Annotated in this window: 20 protein-coding genes and 2 tRNA genes; 12 read left to right on the top strand and 10 right to left on the bottom strand. The window is 61.8% G+C overall.

Translation table 11 applies throughout. From position 1 onward, the window contains the following. Positions 1–1,098, top strand: a 1,098-nt coding sequence (locus ABHU32_RS01330) for a sugar nucleotide-binding protein (protein ID WP_346978573.1), incomplete at its 5' end; no start/stop codon positions are given. Positions 1,099–1,200: 102 nt separating this feature from the next. Here ABHU32_RS01330 and ABHU32_RS01325 read toward each other — a convergent pair. Next, positions 1,201–2,172, bottom strand: a complete 972-nt coding sequence (locus ABHU32_RS01325; protein ID WP_250787737.1) for a glycosyltransferase family 2 protein — start codon at positions 2,170–2,172, stop codon at positions 1,201–1,203. Between the two features lie 160 nt (positions 2,173–2,332). Here ABHU32_RS01325 and ABHU32_RS01320 point away from each other — a divergent pair, with 160 nt between their 5' ends. From ABHU32_RS01320 to ABHU32_RS01310, 3 genes are all read left to right on the top strand, one after another. Beyond that, a complete protein-coding gene (locus ABHU32_RS01320; RefSeq protein WP_346978571.1) occupies positions 2,333–3,178 on the top strand; it encodes an ABC transporter permease in 846 nt (281 codons plus the stop codon). 11 nt (positions 3,179–3,189) lie between these two features. Next, complete coding sequence (locus ABHU32_RS01315; RefSeq protein WP_006236046.1) at positions 3,190–3,957, top strand: ABC transporter ATP-binding protein; 768 nt, start codon at positions 3,190–3,192, stop codon at positions 3,955–3,957. 54 nt (positions 3,958–4,011) lie between these two features. Further along, positions 4,012–4,088, top strand: a tRNA-Arg gene (locus tag ABHU32_RS01310). A gap of 188 nt (positions 4,089–4,276) precedes the next feature. Here the strand turns inward: ABHU32_RS01310 and ABHU32_RS01305 are convergent. From ABHU32_RS01305 to aroF, 9 genes are all read right to left on the bottom strand, one after another. Continuing rightward, positions 4,277–4,744, bottom strand: coding sequence for a DUF4869 domain-containing protein (locus ABHU32_RS01305; RefSeq protein ID WP_346978569.1), 468 nt, complete (start codon positions 4,742–4,744; stop codon positions 4,277–4,279). 132 nt (positions 4,745–4,876) lie between these two features. After that, positions 4,877–5,314: a type II 3-dehydroquinate dehydratase gene (aroQ, locus tag ABHU32_RS01300; protein ID WP_346978567.1), complete on the bottom strand. Its 438-nt coding sequence runs from the start codon at positions 5,312–5,314 to the stop codon at positions 4,877–4,879. A 64-nt stretch (positions 5,315–5,378) separates the two neighbouring features. Then, complete coding sequence (locus ABHU32_RS01295) at positions 5,379–6,629, bottom strand: shikimate kinase (RefSeq protein WP_346978566.1); 1,251 nt, start codon at positions 6,627–6,629, stop codon at positions 5,379–5,381. Beyond that, entirely contained in the window at positions 6,630–7,775 is a 1,146-nt protein-coding gene (pheA, locus tag ABHU32_RS01290; RefSeq protein ID WP_346978565.1) for a prephenate dehydratase, read from the bottom strand. 169 nt (positions 7,776–7,944) lie between these two features. After that, positions 7,945–9,042, bottom strand: a complete 1,098-nt coding sequence (gene aroC, locus ABHU32_RS01285; RefSeq protein ID WP_346978564.1) for a chorismate synthase — start codon at positions 9,040–9,042, stop codon at positions 7,945–7,947. Between the two features lies 1 nt (position 9,043). Beyond that, entirely contained in the window at positions 9,044–10,363 is a 1,320-nt protein-coding gene (gene aroA, locus ABHU32_RS01280; RefSeq protein ID WP_346978563.1) for a 3-phosphoshikimate 1-carboxyvinyltransferase, read from the bottom strand. Then, entirely contained in the window at positions 10,357–11,463 is a 1,107-nt protein-coding gene (gene aroB / locus ABHU32_RS01275; protein WP_195239242.1) for a 3-dehydroquinate synthase, read from the bottom strand. The genes aroA and aroB overlap by 7 nt, the downstream gene beginning before the upstream one ends. A 36-nt stretch (positions 11,464–11,499) precedes the next feature. After that, positions 11,500–12,414, bottom strand: a complete 915-nt coding sequence (locus tag ABHU32_RS01270; RefSeq protein WP_035138596.1) for a prephenate dehydrogenase — start codon at positions 12,412–12,414, stop codon at positions 11,500–11,502. Positions 12,415–12,417: 3 nt separating this feature from the next. Further along, the gene (aroF, locus tag ABHU32_RS01265; RefSeq protein WP_035138595.1) at positions 12,418–13,440 is read right to left on the bottom strand and encodes a 3-deoxy-7-phosphoheptulonate synthase; all 1,023 of its coding nucleotides are present in this window, start codon (positions 13,438–13,440) and stop codon (positions 12,418–12,420) included. Between the two features lie 204 nt (positions 13,441–13,644). Between aroF and ABHU32_RS01260 the strand changes: the two genes are divergently transcribed. The 8 genes from ABHU32_RS01260 to ABHU32_RS01225 all read left to right on the top strand — a co-directional run bounded on the left by ABHU32_RS01260 (position 13,645) and on the right by ABHU32_RS01225 (position 22,499). Continuing rightward, a tRNA-Arg gene (locus ABHU32_RS01260) sits at positions 13,645–13,721 on the top strand. Between the two features lie 76 nt (positions 13,722–13,797). Next, positions 13,798–16,518, top strand: a complete 2,721-nt coding sequence (locus tag ABHU32_RS01255; protein ID WP_346978562.1) for an HAD-IC family P-type ATPase — start codon at positions 13,798–13,800, stop codon at positions 16,516–16,518. A gap of 114 nt (positions 16,519–16,632) precedes the next feature. Next, on the top strand, positions 16,633–17,787 hold the full coding sequence (locus tag ABHU32_RS01250) for a zinc ribbon domain-containing protein (protein ID WP_346978561.1): 1,155 nt from the start codon (positions 16,633–16,635) through the stop codon (positions 17,785–17,787). Between the two features lie 105 nt (positions 17,788–17,892). Further along, positions 17,893–18,435 (top strand): peptidylprolyl isomerase, encoded by a 543-nt coding sequence (locus ABHU32_RS01245; RefSeq protein ID WP_346978560.1) that lies wholly within the window; start codon positions 17,893–17,895, stop codon positions 18,433–18,435. A gap of 11 nt (positions 18,436–18,446) precedes the next feature. After that, the gene (locus ABHU32_RS01240) at positions 18,447–19,742 is read left to right on the top strand and encodes a tetratricopeptide repeat protein (RefSeq protein WP_346978559.1); all 1,296 of its coding nucleotides are present in this window, start codon (positions 18,447–18,449) and stop codon (positions 19,740–19,742) included. Positions 19,743–19,869: 127 nt separating this feature from the next. Next, entirely contained in the window at positions 19,870–20,901 is a 1,032-nt protein-coding gene (gene mreB, locus ABHU32_RS01235; RefSeq protein WP_006236061.1) for a rod shape-determining protein, read from the top strand. 78 nt (positions 20,902–20,979) lie between these two features. Then, positions 20,980–21,921, top strand: a complete 942-nt coding sequence (gene mreC, locus ABHU32_RS01230) for a rod shape-determining protein MreC (protein WP_346978579.1) — start codon at positions 20,980–20,982, stop codon at positions 21,919–21,921. Positions 21,922–21,932: 11 nt separating this feature from the next. After that, positions 21,933–22,499, top strand: coding sequence for a rod shape-determining protein MreD (locus ABHU32_RS01225; protein ID WP_343006990.1), 567 nt, complete (start codon positions 21,933–21,935; stop codon positions 22,497–22,499). Positions 22,500–22,503 lie beyond the last annotated feature (4 nt).

The following is a 22,503-nucleotide window of genomic DNA, read 5'->3' as shown; positions in this document are numbered from 1 at the left end:
GGCGTGGGCAACTCCTTCCAGGCCCTGGAGGACGGCACCGCCTACACCTACCTGGTGGACGCCCACTGGTCCCTCGAGCTCAAGAAGACCTACACCTTCGTGAACCTCGCCGACCCCGAGCTCGCCATCGAGTGGCCGATCCCGCTCGATGAGGCCACTGTATCCGAGGCGGACCTGAACCACCCGATGCTCAAGGACGTCGTCCCGATGGCGCCCAAGAGGACGCTCGTCACCGGCTGCAACGGCCAGCTGGGCCATGCTGTGCGCAGGCTGGCGGAGGAGCGCGGCGTCGCCAAGGACTTCGACTTCTGCGACATCGACACCTTCGACATGTCAGACCCGGACGCCTACACACAGTACGACTGGTCGCTCTACGGCACCGTGATCAACTGCGGCGCCTACACGGCGGTCGACAGGGCGGAGACCCCCGAGGGCCGCGCCACCGCCTGGAAGGCCAACGCGACCGGACCGGCGCTGCTCGCCCGCACCTGCGCCGAGCACGGCATCACGCTCGTGCACGTCTCCTCCGACTACGTCTTCGACGGCACCGCCGAGGTGCATGACGAGGACGAGCCCCTCAGCCCGCTGTCCGTCTACGGCCAGACCAAGGCCGCCGGCGACATCGCCGTGGCCGGGTGCCCGCGCCACTACATCATGCGCTCCAGCTGGGTCATCGGCGAGGGCCGCAACTTCGTGAAGACCATGAAGGGCCTGTCCGACCGCGTCGCCGACCCCGATGACGGGCTCGGGCAGGTCACGGTCGTTGACGACCAGCTGGGCCGCCTGACCTTCACGCGCGACATGGCCGGGGCCATCTTCCACGTGTTGGGGACGCACGCCCCCTACGGCACCTACGACTGCACCGGCTCCGGCGCCGTGAAGAGCTGGGCCGACATCGCCCGCGCCGTCTTCGAGGCCGCCAACGGCAACGGGGACAGGGTCGTGCCGGTATCGACCGCCGACTACTACGCGAGCGCCGCGGGCCCCATCGCCCCGCGCCCGACCCACTCCGCGCTCGACCTGTCCAAGCTCGAGGCTGCCGGCTTCCACATGCCCGACTGGGAGGAAGAGCTGGGGGAGTACATCAAGACGCTCTAGCCGCTATTAACTTTTCGAGAGTAAAAGCCGCCGTTCTTTAACGGCGGCTTTTCTTGTTGGTGGCTATCTGCGCAGTGGTGCCAATAGTATTTTGCGGAAGATCTACCTCTCGCTTGGCTTGGAAGTAGGGTGGCCGGGCTGGTCGTCGTAGGCGTATTTGCTGTACACGTTGACCTCCCACTGCTTTTTTTCGACCTTTGCTACAGAATCTAGGATGAAGCCGGTCGCAAGGCTCAGGCCGCACAGGAACATAAACGAGGCGGCGAGCATAGCGGTGGGGAAGCGCGGGACGAGGCCGGTCTGGAAATATTCGACAACGATGGGCATGCCCAGGGCGAGTCCGAATACCGCGAACAGAAGCGCAACGAGGCTGAAGAACTTCAGCGGGCGGTAGTCCTTGAACAGCGTGCCGATCATCGCAACGACTTTAATGCCGTCGCTCACTGTGTTGAGTTTGGACTCGGAACCCTCGGGACGGTCGCGGTACTCGATGGGCACATCTTTGATGCGCCAGCGGTGGTCGACGGCGTGGATCGAGAGCTCGGTTTCGATCTGAAAGCCCTCGGAAAGCACTGGGAAGGTTTTAACGAACGGGCGGCTCATGGCGCGGTAGCCGGTCATGACGTCATCGAAGCTGTAGCCATAGATCCACTTGATCATGGCGCGGACCAGATTGTTGCCAAAGCCGTGGAAGGCGCGCTTGTTTTCCTCGGCGTAGGTGCCGTTTGAAAGGCGATCGCCTACGGTCATGTCGGCCGTACCGTTAAGGATGGGCTCGCAGAGGGCCTTGGCCGCCTCGGCGGGATAGGTGTCGTCGCCGTCGACCATCAGGTAGCAATCGGCGTCGATGTCGCGAAACATCTGGCGGCATACGTTGCCCTTTCCCTGACGGGGCTCAAAGCGGACCGTGGCGCCGTGCTCGGTGGCGATGCGTGAGGTATCGTCCGACGAGTTGTTGTCATAGACATAGACCGTCGCTTGCGGAAGCTCGCGGTGAAAGTCGTCGATGACTTTGCCGATCGTGGGCGCTTCGTTGTAGCAGGGGATGATGACGGCGATGGATTCAGAATTCACTCAATGCTCCTTATACGTTCAATCCTTGAAAGTATAGCCGTTTGGGCTTGGCATCCTAAGATGTGGGTTAGTTCTCCAGTTTTGTTGCGCGAATCGTTTGCATGGCCGTCGGGTCTATACTGTTCGTTTGTCAACGATTACGAGTAAAGGAGTTGCATCCGTGTCGGATCAGACAAAGCAACAAGAAACTCGCAGTCTGCCTGCGACGTTTGCTAAGAACGAATTTGAGAAGGACGCGTTTATCCTTCGTCAGCTGGTTACCAAGGATTTTAAGATCAAGTATCGCCGTAGCGTTCTGGGCGTTGCATGGTCGGTGCTCAACCCGCTGCTGATGATGATCGTCATGGCCATCGTGTTCTCGACGATTTTCGCCCAGGGCCGCAATGGCTCAATTACGCCCGAGATGTACCCGCTGTACTTGATCGTGGGTAACGTCACCTTTGCCGTCATGTCCGAGTCTACGAACCAGGCCCTGACGTCGATCGTGGGTGCTGCCCCGCTGCTCAAGAAGGTTAAGGTGCACCGTTGGGTCTTCCCAGTACAGAAGGTGCTCTTCTCGCTGGTTAACTTTGCCTTCTCGCTGGTCGCCGTTGCCATCGTTATGCTGTGGTTCCACTTTATGCCTTCTTGGCACCTGATTCTGCTGCCGGTCTGCCTACTGCTGCTTATGTGCTTCTGCATGGGCCTGGGCATGATGCTCTCCGCCCTCACGGTCTTCTTCCGCGATGTCATGCATCTGTGGAGCGTCGTCATTACGGCGTGGACTTACATTACGCCTATTTTCTGGACGACCGACTTCGTTGCGCAAATGCCGCATCTCGTGCGCATTCTGGTCTATGCGAACCCCATGTATAACTACCTGCAGTTTATGCGCGATATCTTCCTGTTCCAGACTACGCCCTCGCTTATGACGTTTGGTATGTGCGTTGCTTGGGCGGTTCTTGCGCTTGTTATTGGCTATACCGTGTTCCATAAGTCCGAGCGCAAGTTCATCCTCTACATCTAAGGAGTGCTGTGATGACTGAATCTGTTGTTGATTACAGCGAGCAGCCTCTGGCTGTCGAGGTCGACGACGTCACCATGATCTTTAACATGGCGTCCGAGTCGCTGACCAACCTCAAGGAGTACTTCATCAAGCTTGCCAAGCACGAGCTGTTCTTTGAGGAGTTTAGGGCGCTTAAGCACATCTCGTTCGATATTCATCGCGGCGAGGTCGTGGGTCTGGTCGGCACCAATGGCTCCGGCAAGTCTACGATGCTCAAGATTATCGCTGGCGTGCTTGAGCCTAGCGAGGGCAGCGTTAAGGTGCACGGTAACATTGCGCCGCTGATTGAGCTTGGTGCCGGCTTTGACCCCGAGCTGACCGCCCGCGAGAACATCTATCTGAACGGCGCCCTGCTCGGCTATACCAAGGAGTTCATCGACGCCAACTTTGACGGCATTATTGAGTTCGCTGAGCTTCAGAACTTTGTCGATATGCCGCTTAAGAACTTCTCCTCGGGCATGGTGGCGCGTATCGCCTTTGCAATCGCGACGATTACCGAGCCCGATATTCTGATCGTTGACGAGACGTTATCCGTCGGTGATGTGTTCTTCCAGCAGAAGTGCGAGGCCCGCATCCAGCACTTTATCCAGAGCGGCGACGTGACGGTTCTGTTCGTTTCGCACTCCATGGAGCAGGTTGAGCGCATCTGCCAGCGTGCCGTTTGGATTGAAAAGGGTGACCTTCGCATGGACGGCCCGGTCGATGAGGTCTGCAAGGCGTACCGCGAGCAGTTCAACTAGGTTATAATTACTTGCGCCTGACAGGCTTGCGCTTGCTTGGGCGTGCGGTTATTTGCTCCATTAGCTCAGTTGGATAGAGCAGGGGACTTCTAATCCCAAGGTCGACGGTTCGAATCCGCCATGGAGCACCATCGTTTATTAAGCCCGGACCGCTAGGTGGTCCGGGCTTTTTTCGTCTTGCTGATGTGGATTGGCCTTTCAGCGACTCCAACGCATGGGCGTAGCCTTGGTTTTAAACGTTTTGCGTGGCTTACTGCTCTGCCCTCGAACACTCCGATAAGTCTTTCGCAACCGCATTCAGCGATTACGGCAATAGAACTTAGTGCGGCATTCTAGTCGCATCTTCAACATCCAGAAAATCATTCGTGGCGCCAACAAACTCCTGCATGTTCCTGACGATGCAGCCATCGTTATCGATGCGAATCTCAAAACGCTTCCAGGGGAACTTCATGACGTGGTAAAGGGTTACCAGCACATCCTGTTCTTTGCCAATTTTGAGCAGCCAACGGGCGCAGTTATCGCCGCAGGTGGAAGCATTAAAGACCATGTTGGGGAGATTGCGGACAAGCAGGAGCGTCTTTACTCCGCCGGATAACTCGAGCGGGCTGATCGAGCCCAGCTGCTTGCTTATGATGTTGTGAGAGCCGATGAACTCCGATCCGTCAACGCCTTTAATAATTTGCGCAGCCATGGGGTCTTCGAACCATGAATCCAAGTACGAGTTCCTAAAGAAGGTCTTGGTATCGTAGATGGAGACGGGGTAATCTCCCAGATGAATGCTCAGCATGCGGGTCTCCAGACAATGTGTGACTGCAACGATTATATGCCAGTAATAAAATGCCGGCAGCAGCGAGATTGCTGCTGCCGGCACTGGCGTTGTAGTCACGCGAATCAGCGTTCGTGAATTGTCACCGTTTGCTTACTTTTCGAGATGCTCCCTCAGCAGCTCCATCGCGTGTGCGTAGCCCTGGAGGCCTTCGCCGGTGATGGTGACGAAGCAGGCTAGGCGCGCATAGCTCACTTGACGGAAGTCTTCGCGCGTCTCTACGGCGCTAATGTGTACCTCGACGGCAGGGATGGCGACGGCCTTGAGGGCATCGAGGATCGCGACGCTCGTGTGCGTGTAGGCCGCCGGGTTGATGACGATGCCGTCGACCTTGCCGTAGGCCTCCTGGATCTTGTCGACGATGCTGCCCTCGTGGTTGGACTGGAAGACCTCGATCTCGTCAAAGCCCTGAGCGGTGCCCGCTTCCTGGCAGATCTGCACTAAGCGGTCGTAGTTGTCGCTGCCATAGATGCCCGGCTCGCGAATACCGAGCATGTTGAGGTTGGGGCCGTTGATGACGAGTGCTTTCATGGTTGCTTCCTTTGCGATTGGAAAACCACCACAAAGGTGCCTGTCCCCTTTGTGGTGGTTTTGGTTAGAGAGCGGGTGGGATGGTGTCGAGGAGGGCTTGGGCGGTGTTGGCGGCGCAGTCGCGTGAGTCGATGATGTAGTCGGCCCAAGCGCGGTAGCGCGGCATGCGCTGCTCGGCGAGCTTGTCGACGCCGTCGCGGGCGGTGATGGGGCGTCCCTTATGAGCGAGTTCGTCGAGCTTGCGGTTGAGCATCACGATCTGGCTGTTCTGGTGCAGCAGCGGGTAGTTCTCGTCGCGCGTTACCACGCCGCCGCCGGTGGAGAGCGCCAGGCCGCTGCGCTTGGAGATGTCGGCCAGCGCCGCCGTCTCCTGCTCGCGGAAGGCGGCCTCGCCGCGCTTGACGATAAAGTCGGCACAGGGCATGCCCAGACGCTCCTCGAGGGCGCGATCCAGGTCGATGTGCTCGCGACCCGTGAGCAGGGCGATCTGCTCGCCCACGCGGGTCTTGCCCGAGCCCGGCATGCCGATCAGCGCGATGTTCTGTTCGCGGCGTGACAGGCGCTCCGCTACGTCCAGGATGCGCTCGCGCGGGGTGACTTGGCCGGTGTAGCGCTCGACAGCTTGTGCCGCCTGGGCAACAAGCATGAGCAGGCCACCGATGCAGGGGATGCCGCGGCGCTCGGCCTCGAGCATGAGTCCCGTGCGAGCGGGGTTGTAGACAATGTCGATAACGCCCTCGAGCGCATCGAGCCCTTCGAGTGTGCAAGGCGCGTCGGGGCAGTGGGGGAACATGCCGGCAGGCGTGCAGTTGACGAGCAGGGCGGCGTCGGACTGCTGCGCGATGTTGCTGTAGTTGACTTCGCTCGTGCGACCCACGGGTACGACGATGGCGCCCATGTCTCCCAGCACCATACTTGCCGTGGTGCCGGCGCCGCCGGTGGCACCGAGCACGAGGGCCTTCTTGCCGGCAACCTCAACGCCCAACTCCTCGACCAGGCACCGAAAACCAAAGTAGTCGGTGTTGTCGCCGCGCAGGCGACCGTCAGGTAGGCGTGTGATGGTGTTGACGTTGCCCATGCGCTCGGCCAGGGGACTCAACTCGTCCAGGTAGTCCATGACGGCGCGCTTGTAGGGGATGGTCACGTTGGTGCCCTCCCATTCGTCGCCGGTCATAAAGGCCTGGAGGTCCTCGGGCTCGCGCTCAAAGCGCACGTACTCAAGCCCCGCGAGCTCCTTGTAGATGGTCGGGGTGTAGCTGTGGCCCAGCACACGGCCCAGTACGCCGTAGGGACGGGTTGCGGCGGTATCGGTCATCTAGAGCACCTCCGTGTAGCTGCCAAAGTAGGTGAAGCTCTCGCACACGTCGTCGATGGAATCGAGCAGGTCGTCGAGGGCCTTGCTGCCAAAGGGGCAGTCCAGATCAAAGTAGAACATAAACTCAAAGTCGCGGCCGGGGATGGGGCGGCTCTCGAGCTTGATGAGGTTGATGCTGAGCGCGTAGAAGCGCTCGAGCACGCGATAGAGGGCACCCGGCTCATTGGCCGTGGTGATCATGAGCGAGGTGCGGTTGGCACCGGGATAGACGCGCGGCTCGCGGCTGATGACGACAAAGCGCGTGTAGTTGTTGTCAGAGTCCTGGATATTGGGTTCCAGCACCTCCAGGCCATAGAGTGCCGCGCAGCTACGCGATGCGATGGCGGCAACATCGGTGCGCTCGGAGCTGGCGACCATCTCGGCCGACATGGCGGTGTTGGGGTACTTGGTGGCGTGCAGACCGTGCGCCTCGATAAAGCTAGCGCACTGCGCGATGGCCTGACCGTGGCTGTAGACCTCGCGTATGTCCGCGAGCTTGGTGCCGGGCTTGACGAGCAAGTTGTGGTCGATCTTGAGGCGCAGCGAGCGCACGATATGGAAGTCGAACTGGGCGAGCAGGTCGTAGACGGCGTTGACCGAGCCGGCGGTTGAGTTTTCGATGGGCAGCACGCCAAACTCGCAGAAGCCGTCGCGTACGGCGCGCATGACGCCCTCAAAGGTCTCAAAGAAGGCGATATCCGGCACGTCGAAGAGCTTGCATGCGGCGATCTGGCTGTAGGCGCCTTCGACGCCCTGGCAGGCGACGGTGGCCGTCTGGGGGAAGGGTGTGTCAAAGGCTGCGGCCGTGGCATGGGCCTTTTGCGACACCGTGATGCCCTTGAGCTCGTTGATGTAGCGCTGCTGCTCGGCCTTGCTCATGCTCATGAGGAGGCGGAACAGGGTGATGGTCTGGGCCTCGTAGCGCTCGGGTGCGCGACTGGCGAGGTTGTTGAGTTTGGAGCGCTCGCGGGCGGGGTCGAAGACGGCCTTGCCCATCTCGATTTTTGACTTGGCGACCTCGGTGGCAATGTCCATGCGCTCGACAAAGCTGTTGAGGAGCGTGGTGTCGATGGCATCGATGGTCTGGCGAATATCGGCAAGGTCCATCTAGACCCCTTTCGTGAATGGTTGCCTGGGGTAGTTAATTTGGGACGGGGCTTTTTTAGCTACCCTTTGACTGTCGTCGAATCGATGGGTGCCAAGGCAAATATCAACTGGCATATGGGGGTAGCTAAAATAGCCCCGTCCCAAATTAACTACCCTTGGGGTGGGTGGACTAAAGCTGGCCTGCGTCCTCGAGGAGGGCGTCCCAAATCGCGAGGGCGGCGGCTGCCTCGGCTACGGGGACAGCGCGCGGGACGATGCAGGGATCGTGACGGCCGTGGACCGAGAGCTCGGCATTTTCCATGGCGTCCATGTCTACGGTCTGCTGCTCGCGGCCAATTGAGGGCGTCGGCTTTACGGCCATGCGCCACATGACGGGCGCGCCGGTCGAAATACCGCCCAGGATGCCGCCGGCGTTATTGGACTCGACTTCGATCTCGCCGGTCTCGGCATCGATGCGATACGGATCGTTGTTCTCGCTGCCGCGCATGGCGGCCACGGCAAAGCCCATGCCAAACTCCACGCCCTTTACGGCGGGAATGCCAAACGCGATTTGCGCGATGCGGTTCTCGATGCCGTCGAACATGGGGTCGCCGATGCCCGTGGGAAGCCCGTAAATGCCGCACTCCACGATGCCGCCGATGCTGTCGAGTTCATCGCGCGCGGCCAGAATCTCCTCGCGCATGCGGCCGGCTGCGGCGGCGTCAATGCACGGCAGGTCGTTCGTAAGGATCGCCTTGCGGTCGGCCTCTCGATAGACCATATCGTCCATCGGCAGGTCGGAGATGCCGCCGATCTGCGCGGCGTGCGCCATGACCTGAATGCCGCGGGCCTCGAGTGCCTGTAGCGCAATGCCGCCGGCGATGCATAAGGGTGCCGTTAGGCGGCCGGAAAAATGCCCGCCACCAGCAACATCGTGCATGTTGTGATACTTCACGCGCGCGGGGAAGTCCGCATGTCCGGGACGGGGCTTGCAGCGCAGCTCGGAGTAATCATTGGAGCGCGTGTTGGTGTTCTCGATAATCGCGGCAATGGGCGCGCCGGTGGTATGTCCATCGACCACGCCGGCAATGATATGCGCGGCGTCGGCCTCGTGGCGCTTGGTTGCGGTCTCGTCGCGACCGGGGGCACGACGGTCCAAAAAGGCCTGCAGCTGCTCCTGGTCAACGGCAATACCGGCAGGAATGCCGTCGAGTGAGCAGCCGATAGCGGGGGAGTGCGACTGGCCAAAGATACTCAGATGCAAGACGTTGCCAAAGGTCGAGGACATGCTATTCCTCCTCGAGCGTGACCTTGCCGCCCAGCAGGCGGTAGTGGTCAAAGAAATCGGGATAGGACTTGTTGACGGCCTCGGCGCCGTGGATCACAACTTCGCCAGTGGCGCGGCTCGCAGCGATGGCAGCCATCATGGCGATGCGGTGGTCGTTGTGCGAATCGACCTCGCCGCCGGTGAAGGCATCGACACCCTTGATGATGAGGTCATCGCCGGCAATGCGCACCTGCGCGCCCAGCGCGGTGAGCTCGCGGGTGGTGGTGACCAGGCGGTCGGATTCCTTGATGCGCAGACGGGCGCAATCGCGGATAAAGGTGCGGCCCTGTGCCAGCGAGGCCACGGCCGAGATAACAGGCACCAGGTCGGGAATGTCGTGGGCACTCATCTCAAAGCCGGCGAGCTTGTCGGACTGCACGGTGGCGGCGTTGGTGGAGCGCACGATGCGGGCGCCAAAGCGCGAAAGCGCGGCAAGCACGTTGCGGTCGCCCTGCGCGGAGCTCAGCGACACGCCCTCCACGGTGATGGGGTCGGTGCCGATGGCGCCGGCGCACAGCCAAAAGGCGGCGTTGGACCAGTCTCCCTCGACGGCTACGCTGCCGGGCGTACGGTACGATCCGCTGTTTACGCGGAAGTTCGTGACCTCGGGCTGGCCGTCCTTGGCGGGGATACGTTCGACGTTGACCTCGACACCAAAGGCCTTCATGGCCTGGATGGTCAGGTTGATATAGGGGCGGCTCTCGATGAGGCCGGTCACCTGCACACAGGAGGGCTGGGCCAGTAGCGGGGCCGCCAGCAGCAGGCCGGAGATATACTGCGAGCTCACGTTGCCCGGAAGCACAAAGGTGCCCGGGCGCATGCGGCCGCTCGTCTTGAGCGGAAAACCGCCCAGACCCTGCAGGTCGCAGCCGGCGGCGATAATCTCGTCCGAGAGCGGGGACAGCGGGCGGGCGCCTAAGCGTCCCTGACCCACAAAAGTTGCTTCTGCGCCCAGCGCGCAGGCGACGGGCAACATAAAGCGCAGCGTGGAGCCACTCTCGCCGCAGTCGAGCGTGCCGCCGGCTAGGGCCTTGAGCAGGCCAAATTCAATGCTCTTCATGGTGGGGTGGACCTGGAAGCCGTCCTCGGCGGTCTCGATGCGAGCACCCAGGGCCGTAAGGCAACGCACCGTAGCCTCGATGTCGGCGCAGGTGGTGTTACAGGCGACGTGCGTCTCGCCGTTGGCAAGCGCAGCGCAGATGATCAGGCGGTGCGCCATCGACTTGGACGCGATGGCGGGAACGGTGCCCTTAAGCGGGGACGGGGTGATGCGGGCTAGCATGCGGATGCGTCTCCCTTCTGGCCGAGGCCCTCGGCAATGAGTTCGTGGAAAGTGGAAAGCGGCGTGCGGTCGATGCTGCAGCGGCCAATGCCGTGCGGAATCACCAGGTCGATGGTGTCGCCCGCGCGCTTCTTGTCGTGGAGCGCCTCGGCAAAGACGGCATCGGCGGAAAGCTCGCAGCGGGTCTTGAGGCCGTGGCGGGCGCAGAGTTCCTCAATACGACCGGGCAGTGCAGCATCGCAGACGCCGTGCAGGGCCGCGGCGCGCGTGATGATGCCCATGCCGATCGAAACGCAGTTGCCGTGTCCGAGCTCAAAGTGCTCGCAGGCCTCGACGGCGTGTCCGGCGCTGTGTCCAAAGTTGAGGAGCTTGCGCTGGTTGGTTTCGCGCTCGTCGGCGACGACCACGGCGCGCTTGATGTCGATATTGCGGGCGATGATGAGCGCTACGCGGGCCACATCGCGGTTGAGCAGCTCCAGCGTGAGCGGGGTCTTCTCCAGCTCGGCGAAAAGCTCCGGGTCGGCGATCACGGCGTGCTTGACGACCTCGCCGCAGCCGTCGGCGAACTGCTCGGGCGTGAGGGTGGCCAGGCACCCCACGTCGGCGATAACCACGCTCGGCTGCCAAAAGGCGCCGGCCAAGTTCTTGCCGGCAGCCAGGTCGATGGCGGTCTTGCCGCCCACCGACGAATCCACCATGGCGAGCAGGCTCGTCGGGATCTGCACAAACTTGCAGCCGCGCATGTAGGTCGCGGCCACAAAGCCCGCCACATCGCCCACGACGCCGCCCCCGAGTGCCACGATCACGTCGGAGCGCGAAAGCTCGTGCTCGGCCACAAACTCCAAAATGGCAACATAGGTTTCGGCGCGCTTATGGGCCTCGCCGGCCTCGAAGGTGCAGATGCTCACCTCGTAGCCTGATGCCTCCAGGCTCTGCTTAACGGGCATCTGGTAGAGCGGGCCTACGTTGGTGTCCGTCACGATGACGGCCTTGGTGCCGCCGGCAGTGGCGCGCACGAGCGGTCCCGCCTGCTCCAGCAAAAACGTGCCAACATGCACCTGGTAGGGGCGTGCGGTGTCGATATCGATGGTAATCGCCATAAGCTTCGGTCCTTTCGACCTGGCGTGATAGGTGGTCTAGTGGGAGGCTTCGTCGTCGAGTGCGCGCTTAATGCGGTCGCCCTCGGCAAGGAGATTCTCCAGATAGCGCTGGTCGCGGTTCTTGAGCGCACGGCTGTAGGCGCCAAGCGACTCGATCAGATGGTCGATCTCGAAGGCGAGCGCGTCGGCGTCGTCGATCATGAGCTCGGACCACATTTGCGGGTTGAGGTGCGCCACGCGGGTGAGATCGCGGTAGCTACCGGCCGAAAAGCCGTGGTGGACCTGGGCGGTGGGGCTTTTGACGTAGGCGTTGGATACCACGTGCGCAAGCTGGCTCGTGAAGGCGATGACGCGGTCGTGCTCGGCGGCGCTGGTCACGCTGAACTTGCCAAAGCCCAAGGGGCGCACCATCTCGCGCACCTGGCCCAAAAGCTCCAGCTTGAGCGCATCGTCTACCGCGGGCGGTACGAGCACCAGCGGGGCGCCCTGGAACAGGTCGGCACGAGAGTTAGCGTAGCCCGAGAACTGGGTGCCCGCCATGGGGTGCGCGCCCACAAAGTAAAAGCCGTGCTCGCGGGCAAGCTCAAAGGCACGTTCGCACACGATGCCCTTGACGCCCACCGTGTCGATCACCACGGGGCCCATGATGGCGTCGGTGTCGGTGGCGTCGGCGAGCGCCTTGGCGTGCGTCTCGAGCCACTCGATGCATGCCTCGGGGTAGCAAGCCAGGACGATGATGTCGCATTCGCCGAGTGTCTTGTCGTTGAGCTCTCCGGCGACAGTGCCCATGCTGGCGGCCGTCATGACATCGTCATCGGGGTCCCAGGCCAGCACGCGGACGCCCGCCTGTGCATAGCCGCGGGCAAAGCTACCGCCGATGAGGCCAAGGCCGACGATGCCGGCGCACTTGGGGCCGCCCTGGTTAACGCGCGCGTTTCTCACCGTACCCATGGGCTACTCCATGGTCTCTTGGCAGACAACCTCGCGGATGGCTCGGATGCGGCGCATGGTGTCGTCGAACTGATCGGGGGTGAGGGCCTGGGCGCCGTCGGACCAGGCGCGGCTCGGCTCGTCGTGGACCTCGATCTCCAGGCCGTTGGCACCGCAGGCGGTCGCGGCGAGCGCCATGGGCTCGACGTAGCGGGTGTAGCCGGTGGCGTGGCTGGGGTCGGCGACGACGGGCAGGTGCGACAGGTGGTGCAGCACCGGCACGGCGTTAAGGTCGAAGGTGTTGCGGGTGCGGGTCTCGAAGGTGCGGATACCGCGCTCGCACAGGATGACGTTGTCGTTGCCCTCGCTCATGATGTACTCGGCTGCCATAAGCAGCTCGTCGATCGTGCCGGACATGCCGCGCTTGAGCAGAATCGGGGTCTGGGTCTTGCCGACCTCCTTGAGCAGGGGGAAGTTCTGGGCGTTGCGGGCGCCGATCTGCATGACGTCAATCTTCTTGTCAAGGAAGACCTGCACGTCGCGCGGGTCCATGATCTCGGTGACGATCGGCATGTCGAGCTCGGCAGACGCCTCGCACAGCAGGTCGAGGCCGGCGGGGCCCATGCCCTGGTAGGCGTAGGGGGAGGTGCGGGGCTTGTAGGCACCGCCGCGCAGCATCGTGGCACCGGCGGCCTTTACGCGGCGTGCGATGCGAATGAGGTTCTCGCCCTCGACGGAGCAGGGGCCGGCGATGACTTGGAACTGGTCGCCGCCGATCTTGACGCCGTGGCCGCAGTCGATGACGGAGTCCTCGGGGTGGAACTTGCGGTTGGCGCGCTTGAACGGCTCCGAGACGCGCTGCACGCGCTCGACGACATCCATGGACTCGAGCAGGAACGGGTCGATCTTGGTCGTATCGCCCACCAGGCCGATGATCGTCTCGTTCTCGCCGCGCGAGACGTCGGTCTTCAGGCCTTTTTTCTCAATCCAGCTGACGATATGGCCGACGGCCTCGTCGCTGGCGCTCTGCTTTAAAATTGCAATCATGGTGTGCCTCTCACCTCGATGGATAACTTTTGCAAAAACGGCCCGCATCGCGAGCCGTGTATATATGGTGCATGAGAGTTTATACTATCTGACTCGCTTTTGCCTTCTAAAGTGGGCCGTTGCGCCGCGTCTTCCTCGGAATTGCAAAGCTTTTTCTTTTATTTTGATAGCCCGTGGTGCACTTGGGTATAATGCCAAACGTTGGCCCTATTAGCTCAGGGGATTAGAGCGTCTGCCTCCGGAGCAGAAGGCCGTTGGTTCGAATCCAACATGGGGCACCATCGAACGTAAGACCGTCCGAACCTCGCATGGTCCGGACGGTTTTTCTTATACCGACGCGACGTGATGGGACGTGGTATGGCAGCAACGGATATCGAGCGCGGACTCTCGACCGCCGAGGTCGAGGAGCGCATCGCCGCCGGTAAGATCAACCGCAACATGGAGCTCAAGACCAAGTCGGTCAAAGAGCTCATCATCGAGAACCTCTGCACGCTGTTCAATTTGATCAACGTGATCTTGGCGTTCCTGGTCATTTTGACCGGTTCGTTTAAGAACCTGACGTTCCTGTTTGTGGTGTTCCTCAATACCGCTATTGGCGTCATCCAGTCCATGCGGTCCAAGAAGATGGTCGATAAGCTCACGCTGCTGACCTCTAAGAAGGCCATCGCGGTGCGCGACGGTTCCGAGGTGGAGCTCGACTTGGACCAGATCGTGCTCGACGACATTATCCGCCTGGGGCGCGGCGACCAGATTCCCGCTGACGCCGTGGTGGTTTCCGGCGAGGCGCTCGTGAACGAGAGCCTGCTGACGGGCGAGAGCGACCTTATTAAGAAGCAGCCCGGTTCCGAGCTCATGAGCGGCAGCTTTATCGACTCGGGCCTGCTGCGCGCCCGCGTGATCCATGTCGGCGCCGATAACTACGTGGCAAAGATCAACAACGAGGCCAAGTACGTCAAAAAGGTCAATTCCGAGATCATGAACGCGCTGAACGCCATCGTGCGGTTCGCGAGCATTATCATGATTCCGCTTGGTCTGGCGCTCTTTACCTCGAGTGTGAGCGAGCTGTGGGATGCCGCGGGAACCCCGGGCGATAGCGCGCTTTCCTGGTGCTTCTCCGAGCTGCTGGCCGGTCGAGTGCCTTCTTCGGCGCTGCTGTCCACGGTGGGTGCCCTGCTGGGCATGATTCCGCAGGGCCTGGTGCTGCTGACCTCGTCGGTGCTCGCGATCGCCACGGTGCGCCTGGCGCGTCGTAAGGTGCTGGCACAGCAGCTCTACTGCATCGAGACGCTTGCGCGTGTCGATGTGCTGTGCCTGGACAAGACGGGCACCATTACCTCGGGCCGTATGGAGGTCGAGGGCACCTACCCGCTGCCTGTTGAGGGTGTTGGCTTTGGCACGGACTCGGACGAGGCGTCTGTCCCCGTCGAGACCACGGTGCTCGACTTTGCGCTTGCCAACGTGGCGCGTGCGACCTCGGCGGATGCCAACGAGACCTGCCAGGCGCTGCTCAACTACTACGCCGATCGTCCGGTCGAGGTCTCCGAGCCGCTGTCGGTCATTCCGTTCTCGTCGTCCAAAAAGTGGAGCGGCGCTTCGTTTGCTCAGGGCTCCTATGTGATGGGCGCCGCGCAGTTTGTGCTCTCTGATCGCACATTTGCGCAGGTCGAGAATCGTGTGGCCGAGCTTGCCGATACCTGCCGCGTGCTCGTGGTGGCGCGCGTGGACGGCTTTACGCCCGACGGCGATATGGTGGGTGAGGCCGATCCCGTGGGCTTTGTGACCATCCGCGATGAGATTCGCACCTCGGCAGCCGAGACTATCGGCTACTTTAACGAGCAGGGCGTGACCCTCAACGTGATCAGCGGCGACGACCCGCGTACGGTGTCTTCGATCGCGCGCGTGGTGGGCGTGCCGGGTGCCGACGCCTACGTGGACGCCACGACACTCGATACGCCGTCCAAGCTCGACGCGGCGGTGGACCGCTATCACGTCTTTGGGCGCGTGACGCCGCAGCAGAAGCGTGAGCTCGTACAGGCACTTAAGCGCCGCGGGCACACCGTGGCCATGACGGGCGACGGCGTCAACGACGTGCTGGCGCTCAAGGAGGCAGACTGCTCCGTGGCGATGGCCGCCGGCTCCGATGCCGCGCGCAATGTGGCCGAGATCGTGCTCGTCGATAACGACTTTGCCTCGATGCCCGCTGTGGTGGCCGAGGGCCGTCGTTCCATCAATAACCTGCAGCGCTCTGCCGCGCTCTTTCTGACCAAGACGCTTTTCTCGATGGGCCTGGCGGCGCTGTGCATCGCGCTGCCGCCGTATCCCTTCGAGCCCATTCAGATGACGCTCATCAACTTCTTCTGCATCGGCGCGCCGGGCTTTGTGCTGGGCCTGGAGCCTAACAACGCCCGCGTGAAGGGGTCGTTCTTGACCAACGTGCTTAAGCGTGCGCTGCCGGCGTCGATTGCGGTCATTTTGGCCGCGGCGCTCGATATCTTTGTGGCGCGCGTATTTGGCTTTAGCCAGCTTACGCTTTCGACCATGTGCCTGCTCACGTCGTGCGCGGCGAGTGTCAGCCTGATCTGGCGCATCTCGCAGCCGCTCACGCCCTTGCGCGTGGTGCTTTTCGTGTTTGTCGTCGCCGGTATTTTGACGGGCGTTATCGGGTTCCCGGAGCTGCTGTCCATCGCCAACCTGTCGATGGGCCAGATGGTCATCTTGGCGGTTATCATCGTCTTTACCTGTGCGGTGTTCTTTAAGCTTGCCACGATGATGGACTCGCTTAAGCCCCCTCGCCGTCATGCGGCTACCGGCTTTGGCCGTGGCGTGCGCGTTCGCCTGGGCCGCGGCGGCGGCAAGGTGAGCTCGACGGGATCGACCGCCGAGCGTTTTGCCAAGCGCGTTGCCGCCGATATGGCGCAGCGCCGTGAGAGCCGTACTGCTCGCGAGGCCGAGGCACACGCACTCGAGGGCGTGGCCCAGACCCAGCCCAAGAAAAAGAAGAGTGCCGGTGCCAAGCGCTCCCGCGTGACCAAATCGGCCCAGGGCATCAAAGTCTCGATGCCCAAGAAAAAGAAGTAGTCCGCGGCTTTCGGGGATGTCCTGCGATGTTGAATTGGTGCCTTGCGCTTGTGGGGCCGTGTCGATGTTATGCTCTAACCTCAATTGTTTGAATTGCTTCGGAAAGAGGATGCCGTGATCTGCCCGCATTGCCTAAAGACCATCGAGGACGGCGCCTCGTTCTGCCCCTATTGCAACGCATACGTTGGTCCGGGCGATGGACCCGAGCATACCGAGTTCGTGTTCTGCGACGGCTGCGGCGCCCGTCTGTCCCCGCATGACCGTACCTGTCCCAAGTGTGGACGCCCCGCGCCAGGCATCCTTTCCGAGGACGCGGCCGCATCCGACCTGGCCGCAGGGCGCACGGCCGGCTTTCCGCGCCTGACGCAGGAGCAGATCGATACCGAGGTGCCCCACGCGCCGGCATCTGCCGCCGCGGTGCTCTCCGACGCAGCCGACCCCAACGAGACCTGCGTGCTGCCTGCCTTCGATAAGGACTTTGGTATCCCCAAGGTCGATATCCCCACGCCGGTGTCCCTGCGCGATGATGCCCAGCCCAAAAAGCAAAAGCCCAAGCGCAAGGTCCACCCCGACGAGGATGCCTATCACAAGCACAAGCGCCATATCCCCAAACCGCTCATCATTATCGCGGTGCTCGCCGCCGTGTGCGGTGGTGCGTATTGGTTTGTGACTGCCGATCCCATGGGCGTCATGCCCGGCTTCTACGACCAGTTTGGCCAGGCCGCCAAGACCACCTTCCCGTCGCGCCAAAAGGGCGAGGCCACCGAGAAAGAGTCCAAGCAAGAGGATGCGTCCGAGGTCGTTCAGGAGGAGACCGTCTTAACCGACGACCAGCTCTACACCAGGCTCGACGGCCTGTACCAGACCATCGTGTCGTACAGCGACGAGGATCAGATTGGCGAGGTCATCGATTCGTTTAATAACGGCTATCTGCGCACACCGCTCTCCACCCGCCAGGAGCTGTCGCAGAGCGCCTATGCTCTGCGCGATCAGATTAAAAAGACCCAGGATGAGCTCAACAACCTCAAGGTTCAGGACGACACGGTCTATGCTGAGGACATCGATCATCTAAAGCAACTTGCCCAGTGGATGTACGAGCGTGTCGACGTGATCTGCCAGAGCTGGGATATCTCGCTGTCCATTCCCGACGGCGAGTCGCTAAGCGCTCGTCAGAGCGAGATCCTGGCGCCCATCGCACAAGGCGGCAACAGCGCGCTTAACCAGTACGACGCCAACGTGAGTGCATGGAGGCCGCAGCAACGTTCGTAATTTGTTGCCCTCCGGCGGCATAACCTGCGTGCGCAATTGATGGAAGCCCGTGCTTATTGCTACAATTCGTACAAATATGCTTTAAACGCACGAGGAAGGAACCACATGTTTGGTTTTAAGAAAGAGCTCTATACGCCCGAGTACCAGCTCGTCGGTGACGAGTGCGCGGTGATCGAGACGTCGAAGGGTACCATCAAGGTCAAGTTTGACGGTGAGGGCGCCCCCATCCATGTGGCGAACTTCTGCGAGCTTTCCACTATGGGCTTCTATGACGGCCTTAAGTTCCATCGCTACGTGCCCGGCTTTGTGATCCAGGGCGGCGACCCCAATACCCGCGATATGTCCGGCGCCGACGTCGCTGCCGGCCTTGAGGGCCCCGACGGCATGCCCGGTACCGGCGGCCCCGGCTACTGCATCAAGGGCGAGTTTGCCACCAATCCGCGTAATAGCCATGTTGACGGCGCACTTGCCATGGCCCGTTCCATGGATCCCGATTCCGCGGGCTCGCAGTTCTACTTCTGCCTGGGTGCCCAGCACAACCTCGATTCGGGCTATACCGTCTTTGGCACCACGATCGAGGGCCTCGACGTCATCTCGCAGCTGCGCGCCGGCGACGAGATCGTTCATGTCGAGATCGTTCACGAGTAAAGGGGACTTCCTTGAATAGCCAGCTGATCCAACAGGGCCGCGCCGCTTATCGCGCGGGTGATTTTTCCGCTGCCGCCCAGATGCTTGGTGCGGCAAAGACTCCCAACGAGATCATGGGTGAGGCCGACCACCTGCGCGGCAACGCCCTGATGCATCTGGGCATGTACGCCGAGGCCGCCGAGGCCTACGCCGCCGCGCTCAACGACGGCACCTATGGCAAGCGCGGCGCCCTGCTCACCAACCGCGGCAAGGCGCTCGCCGCGGTGGGCGACTACACCACGGCTGCCCAGGCGTTCTCTGCAGCTACCCAGGATGCTTCCTACGCCACGCCGTTTAAGGCCTACCTGGGTCTGGGCAACGCGCTGTTCCAGTCGGGCGACTATGCCAACGCCGGCACCGCCTTCCGTCAGGCTGCCATCGACGGCGCCAACCCGGCTCCTGCCGCCGCCCTTGGCGATCTGGGTCGCTGCTTCATCAAGCTCGGCCGCCCCGCGGACGCCGTTGAGACCTACCGTACGGCTATCGACTTTGCCGGCCCGCGCGACGATACGCGCGCCCTCAACGCCGGCATGGGCCAAGCGCTTTCCGCCGCCGGCCGTCCCTCCGATGCGCTCGATGCCTTTAACGCCGCTACGGCCGACGGCATCTACCAGCTCACGCCCGAGCAGGCCGACGAGCTTGCCCGCGTGCACGACTCGCTCGCCGCGCTTTCGGCCCAGACGGCCATGTCCACGGCCCCGGCTCCCGCGATGGACGCTCCCGCTGTCGACCCGCTCGATCCCACGGGCGCGACCGGTCAGTTTATGCCCGACCCCTCTGACACTGGCTTCTTTACGCTGTCCGAGTCCGAGATGGTCCAGCAGGACCGCAGGCAGGCCAAGGTTCGTCGTCGCCACCGCCACACGGGTCTTAAGATCTTCCTGGTGCTGCTTTTGCTTATCGTGATCGCTGCCGGCGGTCTTGGCTATGCTTATACGCGCGGCATGGGCTATCCCTCGCAGGAGTCCGTCATCACCGACTTGTTCCAGGCTGCCGGTGACGGCGATACCGCCAAGGCCGAGTCCTGCCTGGCCTCAAGCCTGTCCGAGGACGCCAAGGCGATGATCATCTCCTCGATCCCGCAGGGCGCCACCGTCTCCATTGAGGGTATGGATCAGTCCATGACCGAGACCACCGCCAAGGTGAAGGCTTCGCTTTCCAAGGGCGGCGAGCAGGAGTACACCGTTAAATTCGTGCGCTCCGACAACCATATCGGTTGGGCCGTTTCCTCCTTCGATATCGATTTCTCGGCCGCTGACAACCAGTAGTGACCTTATGAGATTTGGCTCTGCCCGGCGCTTCACCGCAAGTGAGGTGCCGGGCTTGCGCTAGTATGATGGGCTAGTAGTTTTCCAGCAATCATCCAACACATCAGGAGTTGCGTTGTTTTCTTTGATGGATATGTTCTTCGGTAGCTATGCGGGCGATCTCGCCATCGACCTCGGCACCGCCAATACGCTCGTCTCCGTGCGCGGCAAGGGCATCGTCATCCGCGAGCCCTCCGTTGTCGCTATCGACAAGAACGACGAGCGCATCCTGGCAGTCGGCATCGAGGCCAAGCGTATGCTCGGCCGCACGCCCGGCAACATCGTGGCCGTTCGTCCCCTTAAGGACGGCGTTATCGCCGACTTCGATGTCACCGAGGCCATGCTTCGCTACTTTATCGACAAGGCTTCCGAGAAGCGCTATCCGTGGACTCCGCGTCCGCGCGTCGTCGTCTGCGTTCCCTCCGGCGTCACATCGGTCGAGAAGCGCGCCGTCTTTGAGGCTACGATCCAGGCAGGCGCTCGCCAGGCCTATCTGATCGAGGAGCCTATGGCGGCTGCCATCGGCGCCGACCTGCCCGTCGAGGAGCCCACGGGCTCCATGGTCATCGATATCGGCGGCGGCACCACCGAGGTCGCCGTTATCGCTATGGGCGGTATTGTCGTGTCGCAGTCCATCCGCATTGCCGGCGACGAGTTCGACCAGGCTATCCTCACCCATGTTCGCGATGCCTACAACCTGGCTATCGGCGAGCGCACGGCCGAGGACATCAAGATCAAGGTCGGCTCCGCCGTGCCGCTCAAGGATGAGCTCGACGTCGAGGTCAACGGACGCGACGTTATCACGGGCCTGCCTAAGACCGTGCGCATCGAGAGCGAGGAGATTCGTCGCGCGCTTAACAAGCCGCTCGACGAGATGGCCAAGGCCGTTAAGGACGCTCTGGACGCCACGCCGCCCGATCTTGCCTCGGACCTTATGTACTACGGCATTCTGCTGACCGGCGGCGGCGCGCTGCTGCGTGGCCTCGACGTGCGCCTGCGCGACGAGACCGGCGTTTCGGTCAACGTCAGCCCCACGGCGCTCGATAATGTCGTAAACGGCTGCGCCCGCGTGCTCGAGGCCAACGCCTTTGACGGTGGTTTCGTCCAAACCAATGCTTAATTTCCAAAAGGTGGATTCCATTTGGCACGATCTTCGGGTTTCTCTTCAAATCTGAATACCAAGCGACAATCAACGGGTATGCGCCCGTTGATTGTTTTCAGCCTGATTTCGGTGTTGCTGCTCACGTTTTATATCCGTGAGGGCGAGGCCGGGCCGATTCATGCCGTGCGCTCGGGTGTGACAACGATTACCTCGCCGGTACGCTTTTTGGGCTCGGCTGTGGCGGCTCCCTTCAACGCGATCGGCAACGTGTTCTCCAACCTCACGGCTTCGCAGGAGTCGCTCGATGACCTCAAGAAACAAAACGAGGTGCTGACCTCTAAGGTCGCCGAGCTTTCCGAGGCTCAAAAGACTGCCGAGCGCCTGGAGGGCCTGGTCGGGCTGCAATCGACCTACAACCTTAAGTCGACCGCCGCTCGTATTGTCGGTGCGTCGGGCGATGCCTGGACCTCGACCGTTACCATCGACAAAGGCTCTGCCGACGGCCTTACCATCAACATGCCCGTGACGAGTTCTGCCGGTGTTATCGGCCAGATTATCGAGGTATCGGCCAAGACCTCTACCGTGCGCCTGATTGGCGACGAGAACTCGGGCGTGTCCGCCATGGTGCAGGATACGCGCGCCCAGGGTATGCTGCAGGGCCAGCCCGATGGTTCCTTGCGCCTTGAGTACGTGAGTGTTGACTCCGACGTCAAAGTTGGCGACATCATCGTGACCTCTGGCATTGGCGGCGTGTTCCCCAAGGGCCTGCCGCTCGGCACTGTTTCTTCGGTGGAGAAGTCGGCCAACGATGTGTATTACACCATCGTGGTGCGCGCTCAGACCACGGCCGAGAACAACGAGGAAGTGCTCGTCATTACCTCGTTGACCGACGAGCAGTCGGCCTCGGACGAGGACGTGAGCACGGCCAACAGCACGCCGCAGGGAACGTCGCGCGATGCTGCGACCAAGACGAAGGACGAGAGTTCGGATGACAGTTCCGACACGTCCGAGACGACCGATTCCGGCTCGAGCGAATAGGGGGCATGTCCATGGATCTACACGAGCAGGGGGCGAGCTCCCGCACGTTTGTAATCGCCGCCATTGTGTGCGTGCTGCTGCAGGCAGGCCTGGCGCCGCAGATTTCCATCGCGGGCGGTCGCGTCAACTTTATGATCATCCTGGTGTGTCTGAGTGTGTTCTCGGGCGATCCCACGCGGGCTGTCGTCTGCGGTTTTTGCAGCGGCCTGTTCTATGATCTTTCCGCCGCCGTTCCGGTGGGCGTTATGTCGCTGCTGCTGACGGTGGGCAGTTTTGCCCTGGTGCATAGCGCGGCCGGTCAGACAGGCGGCTCCCCGAGCGCACGCGGTATTACCGTGGGCGCCTTCGCGCTTGCCATCAACGTGGTCTACAGCATCATCTTGCTGTTTATGGGTCTGGAGACGAGCTTTGTGGTGGCTGTTTTTGGCCATGCGCTGCCGTCTTCGATCCTGACGGGTCTGGTTGCCATTCCGTTTTTGATGTCCGGTGTCGTGCCGCAGTCCGGTTACGGATTTTCCGCACGCGGTGGTCATCAGACGGGCATGCGCTTTAAGCCCAAGACCCGCAAACTCAAATAGGGGA

The organism is Collinsella aerofaciens (assembly GCF_039758965.1).
GTDB lineage: Bacteria > Actinomycetota > Coriobacteriia > Coriobacteriales > Coriobacteriaceae > Collinsella > Collinsella aerofaciens_BR.
The sequence above is the reverse complement of the archived record's forward strand: the minus strand, read 5'-3'. Positions and strand labels throughout refer to the sequence as shown.